The sequence below is a fragment of the Shewanella sp. AS16 genome, from assembly GCF_021412365.1.
GTDB classification, from domain to species: Bacteria; Pseudomonadota; Gammaproteobacteria; order Enterobacterales; family Shewanellaceae; genus Shewanella; species Shewanella salipaludis.
Window position 1 is genome coordinate 1 of record NZ_JAKCLK010000004.1, and the last position, 14,595, is coordinate 14,595.

Annotated in this window: 13 protein-coding genes; 10 read left to right on the forward strand and 3 right to left on the reverse strand. The window is 56.4% G+C overall.

The features are described from left to right. The first annotated feature begins 378 nt into the window (after nucleotides 1-378). The 6 genes from LZP73_RS12065 to LZP73_RS12090 all read left to right on the forward strand — a co-directional run bounded on the left by LZP73_RS12065 (nucleotide 379) and on the right by LZP73_RS12090 (nucleotide 6,264). The gene (locus LZP73_RS12065) at nucleotides 379-591 is read left to right on the forward strand and encodes a SlyX family protein (RefSeq protein WP_234235285.1); all 213 of its coding nucleotides are present in this window, start codon (nucleotides 379-381) and stop codon (nucleotides 589-591) included. Nucleotides 592-615: 24 nt separating this feature from the next. Continuing rightward, nucleotides 616-1,173, forward strand: coding sequence for a peptide deformylase (gene def, locus LZP73_RS12070; RefSeq protein WP_234235286.1), 558 nt, complete (start codon nucleotides 616-618; stop codon nucleotides 1,171-1,173). Beyond that, nucleotides 1,170-2,537 carry a COG3014 family protein gene (locus tag LZP73_RS12075; protein WP_234235287.1) on the forward strand — a complete coding sequence of 456 codons (1,368 nt, stop codon included), beginning with the start codon at nucleotides 1,170-1,172 and terminating at the stop codon, nucleotides 2,535-2,537. The genes def and LZP73_RS12075 overlap by 4 nt, the downstream gene beginning before the upstream one ends. Nucleotides 2,538-2,559: 22 nt before the next feature. After that, entirely contained in the window at nucleotides 2,560-3,153 is a 594-nt protein-coding gene (gene lpoB, locus LZP73_RS12080; RefSeq protein ID WP_169564111.1) for a penicillin-binding protein activator LpoB, read from the forward strand. 194 nt (nucleotides 3,154-3,347) lie between these two features. Then, nucleotides 3,348-5,981, forward strand: a complete 2,634-nt coding sequence (gene pepN, locus LZP73_RS12085) for an aminopeptidase N (RefSeq protein ID WP_234235288.1) — start codon at nucleotides 3,348-3,350, stop codon at nucleotides 5,979-5,981. A gap of 70 nt (nucleotides 5,982-6,051) precedes the next feature. Then, a complete protein-coding gene (locus LZP73_RS12090; RefSeq protein WP_234235289.1) occupies nucleotides 6,052-6,264 on the forward strand; it encodes a hypothetical protein in 213 nt (70 codons plus the stop codon). Nucleotides 6,265-6,297: 33 nt separating this feature from the next. Here LZP73_RS12090 and LZP73_RS12095 read toward each other — a convergent pair whose 3' ends face one another. Continuing rightward, nucleotides 6,298-6,927 (reverse strand): hypothetical protein, encoded by a 630-nt coding sequence (locus tag LZP73_RS12095; RefSeq protein WP_234235290.1) that lies wholly within the window; start codon nucleotides 6,925-6,927, stop codon nucleotides 6,298-6,300. Between the two features lie 406 nt (nucleotides 6,928-7,333). Here LZP73_RS12095 and LZP73_RS12100 point away from each other — a divergent pair, with 406 nt between their 5' ends. After that, complete coding sequence (locus LZP73_RS12100; protein ID WP_234235492.1) at nucleotides 7,334-8,578, forward strand: glycerophosphodiester phosphodiesterase family protein; 1,245 nt, start codon at nucleotides 7,334-7,336, stop codon at nucleotides 8,576-8,578. A gap of 101 nt (nucleotides 8,579-8,679) precedes the next feature. Here LZP73_RS12100 and LZP73_RS12105 read toward each other — a convergent pair whose 3' ends face one another. Both LZP73_RS12105 and LZP73_RS12110 read right to left on the reverse strand, forming a co-directional pair. Then, nucleotides 8,680-9,246: a phosphoribosyltransferase gene (locus LZP73_RS12105; protein WP_169564106.1), complete on the reverse strand. Its 567-nt coding sequence runs from the start codon at nucleotides 9,244-9,246 to the stop codon at nucleotides 8,680-8,682. 329 nt (nucleotides 9,247-9,575) lie between these two features. Next, nucleotides 9,576-11,339, reverse strand: coding sequence for an alkaline phosphatase D family protein (locus LZP73_RS12110; protein ID WP_234235291.1), 1,764 nt, complete (start codon nucleotides 11,337-11,339; stop codon nucleotides 9,576-9,578). A 348-nt stretch (nucleotides 11,340-11,687) separates the two neighbouring features. Here LZP73_RS12110 and LZP73_RS12115 point away from each other — a divergent pair, with 348 nt between their 5' ends. The 3 genes from LZP73_RS12115 to LZP73_RS12125 all read left to right on the forward strand — a co-directional run bounded on the left by LZP73_RS12115 (nucleotide 11,688) and on the right by LZP73_RS12125 (nucleotide 14,548). Continuing rightward, nucleotides 11,688-12,332 carry a DNA-J related domain-containing protein gene (locus LZP73_RS12115; RefSeq protein ID WP_234235292.1) on the forward strand — a complete coding sequence of 215 codons (645 nt, stop codon included), beginning with the start codon at nucleotides 11,688-11,690 and terminating at the stop codon, nucleotides 12,330-12,332. A gap of 121 nt (nucleotides 12,333-12,453) precedes the next feature. Continuing rightward, nucleotides 12,454-13,668 carry an MFS transporter gene (locus tag LZP73_RS12120; protein WP_234235293.1) on the forward strand — a complete coding sequence of 405 codons (1,215 nt, stop codon included), beginning with the start codon at nucleotides 12,454-12,456 and terminating at the stop codon, nucleotides 13,666-13,668. Nucleotides 13,669-13,690: 22 nt separating this feature from the next. After that, a complete protein-coding gene (locus tag LZP73_RS12125) occupies nucleotides 13,691-14,548 on the forward strand; it encodes a TIGR03899 family protein (protein ID WP_234235294.1) in 858 nt (285 codons plus the stop codon). Nucleotides 14,549-14,595 lie beyond the last annotated feature (47 nt).

The following is a 14,595-nucleotide window of genomic DNA, read 5'->3' on the forward strand; positions in this document are numbered from 1 at the left end:
CCGGGTGCTGATCACGGTCAAGGCCGGGGCCGTGGTGGTTGACAATGAGTCGAACGGCGGCGCGGCCGGCGTGCTTGGCCTGCTGCTCGGCGGTTTGGCGCTCATCAGACGCAGAGTCTTCAAGTCATAGGCAAGGGCCGAGCGCTCAACTGAAAAGGCGGGGACTTCCCCGCCTTTTCCTTTAGCATCCGCCCCACGCCGCAGGCTATCCGTGCTAGAAAACCTCGGGGCGGCAGGTTACACTCACAAAAAACCGCTAAACGCGGCGCGACCTTGTATACTCGGCGGCGAGTCAGGGTACAGACACCAGGACTCTTCCTCATAATTTACTCAGGATGGCGTCAAACTTGACCCCAGGGTCCCTATCAGAGGTAATAGATGCAACAAGCGCAACAACAGATAGATGAGCTGGAAATGAAACTGGCTTTTCAGGAGCTCACGGTCGAAGAATTAAATCAGGAAGTGATCAAACTTAATCGTTTAATGGCTACTCAACAGCAGCAAATTCAGCTATTAATAGGTAAACTGCAAGCGATGGAGCCGAGCAATATGGCCAGCGCTGCAGAAGAAACACCGCCGCCACACTATTGACCCAGTCTCAAGTAAAGGAATGCGATGCCCAGTCATCAGAGGAGTCATGAGAGCCTGAGCCTGGCCCTGGCCGGTGAAGCCATCTTGACCCAAACCGCCGCACAGGTCACCAACTTCGACGCCGAGTTAACCGCCTTGGCCGGCAAGATGCTCGCCACCCTGCGGGCGGCCCAAGGGGTCGGCATTGCTGCGCCCCAGGTTCATAGCTCGAAAGCCATGTTTATCATGGCATCGCACCCCAACCCGCGTTACCCGGCCGCGCCCACTATGGCGCCACTGGTGCTGGTCAACCCTGAGATTATCACGCGGTCGCCCGACCTGGTCGTTGGTGAGGAAGGCTGCTTGTCCTTGCCCGGATGCCGACTGAACATCTGGAGGCACAGGAGCGTCGGCGTCAGATATCAAGATCTGGATGGCATCTGGCAGACGGCCGAATTCAGTGGCTTTATCGCCCGCATCTTCCAGCACGAGTATGATCATCTTCAGGGAGTCACCCTGCGCGAACGGGTCAAAATGCCGGAGCAGCTGTCTGGGCAACTGAGTCCGGAGCTGCCAGGCCAGACCTATGGGACACAGGAATGACACGCGCTCCTCTGCTGCTCGCCTCTTTCTTCCTTGCGCTATGCCTCTGTGGCTGCGCCGCCAACAGCATTTTTATCAACTATCCGGCGCAACTGGCCTCGGTGAAACAGCGCCTCAACGGCGCTGACTCTCAGGCCGTGGCGGCGCACCTGGCCGACAAGATCCCGGGCCAGGATGGGTTGCTCTATGCCCAGGAAGCGGGTCGGGTGGCGCAGATCAATGGCGATTTCGGCGCCAGCAAAGACTATTATCAACAGGCCGTCGCTGCCTATCAGGCCTTCGACGACAAGGCGACAATCAGCCTGAGCGCCATAGGTGCCATCGGCAGCAGTCTGTTGCTCAACGACAATGCCATCCCCTATCGTGGCCCTGGTTATGAACGCATCATGCTGCATCAATACCAGGCGCTCAACTATCTGTTCAGCGGTGATCCTCAGGGCGCCTTGGTCGAAGTGCGCCGCAGCAACGAGCTGCAGAGCAGCGAACAGGCCAGGTACCAGGCATCGCAAGCCTCGGTGCAGGCCATGGCCAATGGCACCATAGATGCCGAAGTCAGCCGACTGGGGCAAGCCGCCGGCACTGTGACCAGCTCCTTCCTCAACGCCTACAGTTACTATACTACCGGGGTGCTGCATGAACTCTTGGGTGAGGCCAATGATGCCTTCATAGATTACCGCAAGGCGGCGCAGATCACCCCGGACAACCCTTATTTGCAGCAGGATTTGGTGCGTTTGGCCAAACAGCTGCAGATGCCCCAGTATGAGGAATTTAAGCGGCGCTGGGGCGATGCCTCCCCCCCGGGACCGCAGCAGGGGCAGCTCATCATGATGTTGGAGCGGGGGTTCGTGCCGGAAAAACAGAGCCTGACAGTGCCATTCACCCTTCATGGCAATTGGCAGACTGCATCTCTGGCAACCTACCTGCCGAACCGGACGCCAGTGGCGCCGGCACGGGTACAGGGCCTGGGAAGCGTGCTCAAGTTGGCGCCGATAGCCAATATCGATGCCCTGGCCATCACTGCATTGAAAGAAAGCCTGCCTGCGGCCTTGGTGCGTCAGGTCGCCCGGGTATATGCCAAATCCGAGATGAATCGCCAGGTCGATAAACATGGCAAGGGCACGGGCGGCGATATCGCAGGGATCGCGATGCAGCTGTTCAACATAGTCACAGAGCAGGCAGACAGGCGCAGCTGGCTGACATTGCCGCGTCAGGCGCAGCTGGCCAGGCGCTTCCTGGATGCGGGAGACTATGATCTCAGCCTAGACAATGCCAGGGCACAGATAAGAGTCCAGCCGGGCAGAAGCACTTTGGTATGGGCGATAGACACTGGCAATATCACACGTTTTTATACAATAATCATCTAGCAATCACTTAATGGAACCGACTATGAAACAATTCAAACTGATTTTTATCCTGGCGGCACTCATGGGCCTGGGGGCCTGTCAATCCAAGGTGGAGTATGGCGACGCAACCGAAGTCGAAACGGTCAACGAAAACTTCGGCTCGAGCGATCTGCAGGCCATCGCCGCCAAGATGGTCGACAGCATGCTGGTCTATCCCCCAGTGGCGGCCATGACAGCCAATAGCCGCCCCATCATCTTCGTCGACAGGGTCAAGAACAAGACCTCGGAGCATATAGACACGGAATCAGTCACAGATTCTATCAGCAATAAATTGTTGCGCTCGGGCCGGTTCCGTTTCATCGATATGACCAAGGTAGACACAGTGCGCAAGCAACTGGATTACCAGAACAATGCCGGCATGGTCGATCCATCCACTGCGATCAAATTTGGCCGCCAGATTGGTGCCCAATATATGCTGTACGGCAACCTGTCCAGCATAGTGAAGCAAGATGGCAGCACCAAGGACGTGTATTACAAGATGACCATGCGTTTGATGGATTTGGAAACCGGGCTGATAGAGTGGTCCGATGAAAAGGAAATCCGCAAGATGAAATCCAAGTCTTTCCTGGGCTTGTAACGCGACCACAGGGCGCCAAAGTCCAATCGCCCCAGCCGAACCAGCCCGCCGGGCTGGTTTTTTTTACATATTTAACATTGGTTAAGGCCGGTGAATAGCGTAGTGTAAGACGCAAAAATCCCCAGGCCAGCGCGCCCTGCCACAAGCTGGGCATGGGAAAATAAACCGTATATTGCTATTAAAGGACTCATTCAGTGACACAGTTAAAAGCCAGTCTCATCGCCCTCATCTGCGGCGGCCTGTTCGCCTGCAGCAGCACCCAGCAGGCCCACATACCTCCCAGGGACGGCAGCCATTACATCAGCCAGCAACAGGCGGCCGAGCGCTCGGCACGGGTGTCGGATGTCAGCTATGAACTGGACTTTCAACTCACGGGCGGCATAGAGTTCGGTGCCAGCACCAAGGTCAGTTTCAACCTCAGCGACAACAACAGCCCCCTGACCCTGGATCTCAGCCAGGCCAAGATCAAACACCTGCTGGTCAACGGTAAACCTCTCTATCCTAACTATAACGGTGCCTACATCAGCATCAATGCAGATCTGCTCAATGCGGGTGCCAACACCCTGGAGGTCGACTTCAGCCGACTTCACAGCACCAACGGCGAAGGCCTGCACAGATTTGTCGATCCCATAGACAACAAGGTGTACCTCTATTCCCATTTCGAACCTGCGGCGGCGCAGCAGATGTTTGCGGTATTTGATCAACCGGATCTCAAGGCCAATTATAAGCTCAGTGTGACGGCTCCCAAGGACTGGCAGGTGATCAGCACCATGCGTGAGACCCGGGTCGAATCCCAAGGAGAACTCAACCGCTGGACTTTCCCCGTCACCCCCAAACTGAGTCCCTATAACTTTTCCATGCATGCCGGCCCCTACCATGTGTGGCAGGACAACTCGGGCAAATACCCCATGCGCTTATTCGCCCGCCAATCCGTGGCCGGCCAGGTCACGCCGAGCGATTGGTTCAGGTATACCAAGCAGGGGCTGGCCTTCTTCGATGATTACTTCGGCATTCCTTACCCCTTCAAGAAATACGATCAACTGCTGGTGCCGGACTTCCTCTATGGGGCAATGGAAAACGCCGGCGCCATCACCTTCACCGAGGACAGATTCCTCTATAAGGCGGCCATGACCTCCCAGCAGAAACAACGGCTCGCCGGGGTGATAATGCATGAGATGGCCCATCAGTGGTTTGGCGATCTGGTCACCATGAAATGGTGGAATGGCCTGTGGTTAAACGAGAGCTTCGCCTCCTTCATGGGCACCCTGGCCACCAGCCAGGCGACCGAGTTTGACTATGCCTGGCGCAGCTTCTATGCCGGCGGTAAACAGAGTGCCTACACTCAGGACAGTCTGGTGACGACCCATCCCATAGAAGTGCCCGTGGCCACCACCCAGAATGCCTTCGACAACATAGACGCCATCACTTACCAGAAAGGCGCCTCGACCCTGAAACAACTGCGCCACCTGCTCGGTGAAGACGTGTTCCGTCGTGGCGTGCAGCAATACCTGCAGCAATACAGTTATCAGAATGCCGAGCTGAGCGATTTCATCGACAGCCTGGCCAAGGCCGCCGGACGGGATCTGAGCCAATGGACCCGGGACTGGCTATACAGCGCCGGGGTCAACACGCTCAAAGCCGAATTCAGCTGCCAGAATGGCCGGATTGACAGCTTCAGCCTGGTGCAGACCCCGGCCAGTGCCGAATTGCCGACCCTGAGGGAACAGAAGGTGCAGGTCGCCCTCTTCAGTCAGGGGCGCCGTGAACTGCAAAAGCAAACCAGCGTGGCCGTGACCTACAAGGGACAGCGCACCCAAGTCTCAGAGCTGGTCGGCCAAGCTTGCCCTGCCCTTGTGTACCCCAATTATCAGGACTGGGGTTATGTCAAAGTCGAACTGGATGCCCAATCCTTCGAAACCGCCAGACAGAACCTGAGCAAGGTTGTCGATCCCCTGTTGCGATCTATGTTATGGCAGAGCCTGTGGGACAGCGTCAGAGACGGCAAGCTGGGACTGGATCAATACCTGAGCACAGTGATAGTCAACGCCCCCCAGGAAACCGACTATCCCCTGGCCGGCCAGATAATAGCAACGCTCCTGGATGCCAAAGACTACCTCAATCTGATGGCGCCGGCTCGACAGCATTATGCCGACAAGGTCATCAAGGCCCTGGCACAGATGAGCCTGCGCAGAGCCATGGAGACCAGCGACGACAGTGATTTTCAGCGCCGTTGGTTCAATGCCTACCTGAGCCTGGCGAGCGATGGCGACAGCCTGCAACATCTGGCCCAGCTGCTCCATGGCGACAGCCAAATCAAGGGGCTGAAGATAGATCAAGATACACGTTGGGCCATCATCACTCAGCTCAATCGCTATGACTATCCCAACAGTGCCGCCATGTTGAAGCAAGAAGCCCAGGCAGATCAGTCTGATTCAGGGCAGAAGGCAGCCATTGCCGCCGAAGTGGTACGGCCCGAAGCCGGTATCAAGCGTCAATGGCTGGAGCGTATCCAGACGAACACTGACATCCCCTTCTCCAAGCTGCGCACCGCCATGGCACATCTCTATCCGGCGGAGCAGAAACTGCTCAGTGCCGCCACCGCCGAACAGCGTCTGGACAGGCTGATGACCCTGGATGAGAAGGGGCCGGTATTCATGCGCAGCTACGCCAACCTGCTACTGCCGACAGACTGCAGCCATGCCGGCATAGCGGCATTGAGCCAGGCATTGGAGCAGCAAACAGAGCTGTCGGCACTGACCCGCAGAGCCCTGCTGGAAACCCGCCAGCGGGAACAACGCTGTGTGTTGATAAAAAACAAGATGATGTAATAATGCCTCCGGCGACAGGTGGCGAAAGAGCAGCCATACTGTCGCCGGACATATCACGAAGGAGAGTGACATGAACCCTTTTACCTTGGCCGCAATCACCATCATCTGTGTATTCGGTTACAAAGTCTTCAAGGAATACAACAATAAAAAGTCGGCTGCCGATGATGAAATCATACAGGCGCTGCAAGCCGAGATCGGCAAATTAAAAGCCAGGGTGTCCACCCTGGAAACCATAGTGACGGATAAGAACTACCAATTGGGTGAGGAAATTAACCGCCTCTGAGGCCTGTCGGCAAGCGAGGGCCCGAGGGCAGCATCAGCTGCCCTCGAATTCAGGAAAGCCCAGGTTGCGATACAGATAGGCATACTTGGATCTATGCTGCTTAAACAGAAATCGTCTCAGGGTGTCCTTATCCTTGCCTAAGGTACTGATCCTCGCGGCCATTATGCCCTTTTCGACCCTCAAGGGTTCAAACCCCAGGGTCATGGGCTCAGCCCCCGGCAGCTTTAGCTGGATCTCACGGCGATGCATCAAGCGCCGGGCAACCGCCTCAGAGGCAATCCGTAAGGCGATGCCCGAACTGGATAAGGACAACACAGTCACCTCCTGGCGCCGCTGCCTGTCATACACCCCTATGTTGTCGACTTCGGTTAAACGCCAGCAGCGTTCACAGCCGCGCACGTCCAGGATCTCCGGGATCCCCAGAGAGGCGCTGAATTGTCCCAGTTCATCCTTGCCCACGCTGACGGTAAACCACAGCTTGTAATGCCCCAACTCGACCCACAGGGTTAATCTCGACCTTCCCATGATGGAGGCCAACCCAGAGGGGATCTCTGTGATGACGGTGACGGGATCCTGCGAATTCCGCTTGAGCAGACTCGAAGGTGAAAATAACTCGCTGAAACACGCGAGCTCTTCTTCTGTTAGATTCGATCCATGAGGCATTTGTTTACATCCCATTAACAATTCAACAAGCAAAGACTAGCACACAGCTTTCGGCTGTACAATTATTAACCCAAGCGTGTTTCGCAAGCGACTTAAGTCCAAGACTTACCTTAGAAATATAGGTGAGAGTCCGGATTCCCGCCAGCAACACAAGAGGAGTTCTCGCGCCATATCTGCATGGGCAACATGGGATGGAGAAGTGCGCGCCAAGTGTCATAAATCTTTGGTCATAGAGTCACATAGCGACATTAACCTTGTCCGGCCATCCATGAACACCAGGCTCGAGGATGCTCACCAAGAAACCCAAAGGAATGACACCCAGATGACACAGATACCCCTCAATCTCCCGACACTCAAAACCCGAGCGCTCAAGCCGAGCCCATTATGGCTGCTGCTCACTTGTGGCATGCTGCTCAGCGCCTGCAACAGCGACAAGGCACAGGGGACAGATGATCCACAGGCAGAGATACCGCCGGCACAAGAGGTTGCCAAGGTCATGGCACACCCGGGACCCAGACCCTTGTTTCTGGTCGATCAGCTGCCCGCGGGTGAGCTAAAAGATAAGTTGAGCCAATGCCGGAATAACAGCTTCTACCGTACTGACTTTGCCATAGGGCATCGCGGCGCGCCGCTGCAATTTCCCGAGCACACCAAAGAATCCTATCAGGCGGCGATCGACTCGGGCGCCGGCATAGTGGAATGTGATGTCACCTTCACCGCCGACAAACAGCTGGTATGCCGTCACTCCCAGTGCGATCTGGCGACCACCACCAATATCCTCGCTATTCCGGAACTGGCCAACAAATGCAGCCAGGGATTCAGCCCTGCCGATCCGGCCAATGGCGTCAGCGCCTCGGCCACCTGTTGCACCTCGGATATCAGCTTGGCCGAATTCAAGACACTCAAAGGCAAGATGGACGGTGCCAATCCCGAGGCCACCACGGTCGAGGCCTATATGGCGGGCACCCCGGGCTGGCGCACGGATCTCTATGCCGGCAATGGCACACTCATGACCCACGCCGAAAGCATCGCACTCTTTAAGGCGGCCGGGGTGAAGATGACGCCCGAGTTGAAGGCGCCAAGCGTGCCCATGCCCTTCGACGGCATGAGTCAGCAAGACTATGCCCAGAAGATGCTGGATGAGTACAGCGCCGCCGGCGTCGATCCCGGCCAGGTTTATCCTCAGTCGTTCAGCCTGGAGGATGTGAAGTACTGGGTCGCCAATGCCCCGGAATTTGCCAAGCAAGCGGTATTCCTGGACGACAGGTATGATTTCGACACAAGTTTCAACCCTCAGGATGCTACGACCTGGACGCCCGGCATGGCGGAACTCAAGGCCCAGGGGGTCGAGATCATAGCTCCGCCGCTGTGGGTCTTGGTGGCCCTGGATGCCAACAACAAGCTAGTGCCTTCTGAGTATGCGCTCGCGGCCAAGGCCGCCGGGCTAGACATCATCACCTGGTCATTGGAGCGTTCCGGACTGCTCAAGGATGGCGGTGGTTGGTACTATCAGGGGGTCACGGAGGCGATAGATAACGAGGGCGATGCCCTGGAGTTACTGGACGTGCTGGCAAAGGACATAGGGGTGCTGGGGGTGTTCTCGGACTGGCCAGCGACTGTGACTTATTACGCCAACTGCATGGGGCTGTAAGCCGGCGGGAAACTGAATGCAAAAAAGCAGCCGGGCCGGCACGACTGGCCCGACTGCTTTTTCAGTTTACCGACCGAGGCTGAGTTGGGCTCGGGCAGGCATCAAAGAAACAAGTCTTGGATATTTTTCAGATCGCCCTTGCCTTCGGCTATCTCCTCCGGGCTCAGGCCCGACACTTCATGGGGGAAGACCAACCAATCTTCCGAAGAATGAATGAAGTAGTCAGGTTTTAGCGGCACGGCCGTATTCTTTGGCTTGTAATAGGGACAGGCAATACGTATATCCGTCGGCATATTCAGGCGCATCAGCTGGCTCAACTTGTCTTTGAGGGCATAGATGCTGCGACCCGAATCGAACACGTCATCGACGATCAGCAAGCCATCGCTCGCGTTGGCATTTTCCACTATGTAATGCAGGCCATGCACCTTGATCTTCTTGTTCTGTTTATCCGTGCCTATGCCGTAATAGGACGAGGTGCGCACGGCAATATGGTCCGTCTCCACCTGTTTGAAATCAAAATATTCCTGTACTGCGATACCTATAGGGGCACCGCCACGCCAGATACCCACAATGAATTGCGGCCGAAACCCGCTCTCATAGACCTGGGCGGCCAGGCGAAACGAATCTTCGAGTAACTGCTGAGCAGTGATGAAATATTTATCTGACATGATAGGGACCCCGTATTTATCCTTGCTACCCGGACTATGCTTGCCCGAATGCCGCCAACGGCTTAGCCAGTAGCGATTATTGATTTTATTTGATGTGATTATTGCCCCGGCATACAGCGGCGAAAGCCGATGCCAGAGTGGCACCCATTGGCCATAGACGCCCTGCCCGAGTTTGGGAGCGAATTTTATACCAAAATGAGGGGTTATGCTGCAGCTATCGCAAAACATCTGTTATTGCAGGGGCTCTGCCCTGGTACTTTTTCTTACCCGGGATAAAAAAACACCCGGAGGCGTCGCCCCCGGGTGTCGCTATGGCTTGAGCATGCGGCTTAGACTGCAGCTATGCCCACGGTACCGGCAACCGCCTTGGCGCTATAGCCTCTGGCACTGTTTTCGGCGAAGTCTTGGGTCAGTATGCTGTCGACATAATGCCAGTCACAACGCACCTCTTCATGGCTGAAGCTCAATGTCATGAAGCCCCTGTCCATCAGGTTGGCATACTTAAGATCCTCGACCAGCTCGACGATCGCCGCCTCGGTCGCCGGGATCTGCTCGGCCGGCAGGGATAAGTAATATTCCAGCCCGGGTGACGACACTGAACTGGTGGCAAACTCGACCCCAACCTTGTCACCCTCGACGTCCTTCAGCTCGCTCGCCCAGGCATTGTGGGTATCACCGGCCAGCACCACCAGATTATGCTGCTTGGATTTGGCCGTAGCCAGGATCACTTCGCGCTCATAGGCGTAACCATCCCAGGCATCCAGGTTATAGGGAATAGATGGCAGCTGTAGCATGGCCAGCACTTCCGGGGTCAACATGGCCTGGTTGGCCTCCAGGTACATGAGTTCTTCGGCAGTCAGGCTGGGATCCCCCGCCTGTGCCCTGGCCGCCAACTTGGCCAAAGCCGCCAACTGGGCAAATTGCGGAATGCTCAATTTCTGGGTCGCGATCGCCGCCGGCAATAACATCTTACCCATCAAGATCTGTTGTCCCAGCACCTGCCACTTGGCATTCGAGGTCAACAACTTGCTCTGCAGCCACAACAGCTGGGTCTGGCCCAACATGCTTCTCTGGGTGTCTGTCACATCGGCCATGAACTGCTCGCCGGCGAAGGCGCCGGTGGCCGGGTCCATATAGTCGGCATATTGCAATTGCTTATCCCGCGCCAACACCCGGGTGTCCAGCATGTGCAGATCCACCAGATCGCCATAACTGAAGCTGCGGTAAATCTCTTCATGATTCCCTTCACGCCAGGGACGGATAGGCAGCCATTCGAAGTAGGCCTGCATGGCGGCTTCCTTGCGGGCATCGAAATCGCCTTCACCTTCGTTATGGTTCTCGGCGCCATCACGCCAGGTATCGTTGGCGACCTCATGGTCGTCCCAGACTGTGATGAAAGGCACCTTAGCGTGCAATTTCTGCAGGCTGGCGTCACCATGATACTGGCCGTAACGGGTACGATAGTCGCTCAAGCTAAACAGCTCAGTGGCCGGCAATACCTCGCGCCCCAATTCGGCGGCATGTTCGCTGGCATACTCTCCTCTGGCGTATTCATAGATGTAGTCCCCCAGATGCACCACAAGATCGAGATCCTCCTGCTCGGCCGCCAAGGCATAAACATTGAAGTAACCGGCAGGATAGTTGGCGCAGGACATCACAGCCATCTTCAGTGAACTGACGGCGCCCTGGGGCAGAGTGCGGCAACGGCCCACTGCGGATTGGGTGTCTCCCACCATGAAGCGGTAGTAATAGGCGGTGCCAGAGTCCAGCCCCATGGCATCGACCTTGACAGTGTAATCCCGCTCGGCATTGGTGCGGGTGTCTCCCGTATTCACCAACTGGGTAAAGTCGGCATCCAAAGCCAGCTGCCAGGCGACTTTCACCTCGCCTTCGGCCTCCGGGGTCACCCGGGTCCAGAGGATGATCCCATCCTGGGCCGGATCGCCACTGGCGATACCGTGTAAGAATTGCGCCTGCAGCTGGCTCTCATCATCACCGCTGCTGCACCCCATCAAGCCGTAAGAAATCACGGCGGCTCCAACACCCTTAGCCGACATGGCCAAAAAATCACGTCTGGAAATCGAACGCTTCATGCTTATTCCTTTAATTTTATTATTGATTGCCCCATTGCCGGCGACCTGCTCACGCGCCGCCATCTGGTATGAGGTCTAATGAGTCTTATTTTGCAACACAACTATTACACAAGCGTGACATATTGATAAGCACTTTATCAATGCAAATCAATTCAGTACGAAATACGGAATCCATGTCTTATACTTGCAGGGTGATCCCATAGGCGCCATGGCTCGAAACGTCTGCCGCCAGCCGGCTAGCGGGGATGGCCACTCGGCCCCCTGCCGGATGCGACTCGAATCCCCTTTTGTATCCAGGGGGGCTATGGCATAGTAGATTTTATCGCCACATCAGGACGACTCAGCGCCATGTTACTCGCCAAAGCGACGCTCGCCACCGAACAGACCTCATGCAGTCCCGCAGTCAAAGGCGATAATCCGCTGATCTGGCCCCTGCTCAGCCTATTGCAGGCCTCACATCAGAGCTGGAAAGTGCATCATTTGGCGGCCGAGTTACAATCCAGGGGACTGCTGAGCCGGCTGGATCCCGAACCGGACAAAGATCTGTTCAAGCGCAACTTCCTGCTGATGAACGCCCTGTTCGAGTTACAGGAGATGCTGCTGCCCAAACAATGGCTGCAGGTCCGGGCAATGGAAATCCAGATTTTCCGTCTCCTGCCGGCAGAGCTGAATCTCATCCTCGCCCAAGATGCCTCGCTGCGGGAGTATTACCTCGACTGGAACAACTACGACACCTGTGCCAATGCGGTGCGCGCCATGCTGGAGTCCTTCTGGAATCGCTATCAATCCTACATAGGCGTCAACCCCAGGCTGATGCAGCAGAGCCATGCACTCAACGTCTTCGAACTGGATGAGACGGCAACCGACAGGGAGATCCGCCGCCAATGGCGCCGCCTGGCCTTGAAGTGGCATCCGGACAGACCCGAAGGCGACGCGGCCAAGTTTCGCGAGGTGTGTGAAGCTTGGCGGGCACTCAGGGACGCCGGCCTCTGATCTACTCCTTAGGGTTCGGCAGCCAGGTCCATTGCCGGCGGAGTTGACGGCACTGGCTTATGCAAGCCAAAGCGATTAGCATGCAAACTACACAAAACATTCGCTTAAACATGGATCTCAGATGAGAAAAAATCCCCAACATCTGCTGTTATGGATGACCTTCGTCATGTCACTGGTCTTCGCCGTCTGGCAAGCCCTGTTGAATAACTTCGTCATAGAACGCGCCCAATTCACCGGCGCCGAGATAGGCCTATTGCAGAGCCTGAGGGAAGTTCCCGGCTTCCTGGCCTTTACCGCTATCTTCGCCTTGTTGTTGATCCGCGAACAGAGCTTCGCCTTGCTCTCGCTGGCATTGCTCTGTGTCGGCGTCGCCATCACAGGCTTCTTTCCCCAGGTGCTGGGGCTCTACCTCACCACGGTCCTGATGTCGGTCGGCTTTCATTATTTCGAGACCATCAACCAGTCGCTGACCCTGCAATGGGTAGATAAAGACAAGACAGCCGGCTTCATGGGCAAAGCACTGGCCTGGCGCTCGGCCGCTGCCCTGCTGGGCTATGGCAGCATCTGGTTGGTCATGAGTTGGCTCAAGCTGGATTATGTGTGGATGTATGCCCTGATAGGTGCCTTGGGCCTGCTGATGGTAGTGACCATGAAATTCTACTACCCCAGCTTCGAGGTGGGAGAGATCCAGCATAAGAAGATCATACTGCGCCGGCGTTACTGGCTCTATTATCTGCTGACCTTCTTCTCCGGCGCACGGCGACAGATCTTCATGGTGTTCGCCGGCTTCATGATGGTGGAAAAATTTGGCTACAGCGTGAGTGAGATCACCGCCCTATTCCTGATCAACTATCTGGTCAACTTGCTGTTCGCGCCGGCCATAGGCAGGTTCATAGGCCGCATCGGCGAGCGCAGGGCACTGACGCTGGAATATATCGGCCTGATCCTGGTGTTTGTCGGCTACGCCTTGGTTGAGCAAGCCCATCTCGCGGCTGCCCTGTATGTGGTAGATCATCTGTTGTTTGCGATGGCGATCGCCATCAAGACCTATTTCCAGAAGATCGCCGACCGCCAGGACATAGCCGCCACCATGTCGGTCAGTTTCACCATCAACCATATCGCCGCTGTGATCATCCCGGCGCTGCTTGGACTACTATGGCTGACATCTCCGGCGGCGGTATTCTACATAGGTGCCGGCTTCGCCGTCTGCTCCCTGTTGCTGGCGCTCAATGTGCCCAGGGCACCGGCACAGGGTAAGGAAGCCCTCTGGCAATGGCGCTCGGACAGGGCCCCAGAGATCGACGCCCGGGCCAGACTCGGACAGGATCCAGAATAGCTTCACAAGGAATTGAGCCATAATGAATGACAGCAATCTGGCCAAAGCGGGTGAAACCGACAGGAGCGCCGACAGTCCTTCCGGCGTTTCGGCCCGTAAGAAGGCCCTGGTGTTGGGGCGACAACTTGGGCTGGCGAGCGAACAGGATTACCGGCCGGCCAACGCCTCTATCCTGGAGCGCGCCGACCACAGGGACAAGAAACGCGCCTGCCAGTATCAGCTCAACCTGGAAACCATCTATGCCATGGCGCTGAACCATACTCCCTCGGATGTCACTGGGGTCGATTTGGATCCCGACTGGAGTCACCAATTTTTCCTGATGGCGGAGCAGATCCACAACCGCAAGATGCAAGACTTGTGGGCGCGGATCCTCGCCAGTGAAATAGTCACCCCGGGGAATTTCAGCCTGCGGACCCTGGCCACCCTGAAACAACTCACCCACAGAGAGGCCCAGGTGCTGGAGAAGACCCTGGGCATGGCCGCCAAGGTGAATAATGAGCCCAGACTCAAGCTGATCAGCGGTTATCGCCTCTCCGGCGGTCTGGGGCAATATTTTCGCAAGTCGAGTTCGGTCAACCTGGGTCTGTCCCAGTTTGGCCTGCCCTATTCGGCAATTCTCACCCTGGTGGATGCCGGGATCCTGCACAGCAGCGAGTTTGAAACGGGTCTGCTCGACAGCAAGAGCCCCGTCAGGCTGGTGCTGCATGGCACCCAGATGAGACTCGCCCCCAAGAGTGGCAACCTGCTGCTGAGTTATTATCGCTTCACCCCGGTCGGTGACGAGCTGGCTCAGCTGGTGCAGCCCAAACCGGATCAGGACTATGCCAGGGCGCTACAACTATTGTTCGCCAAGGATTTCAAGATAGACATAGAGGCCTAGGGATAGACATGGAGGCCTAGGGATAGACATGGAGGCGCAGGAGTGCT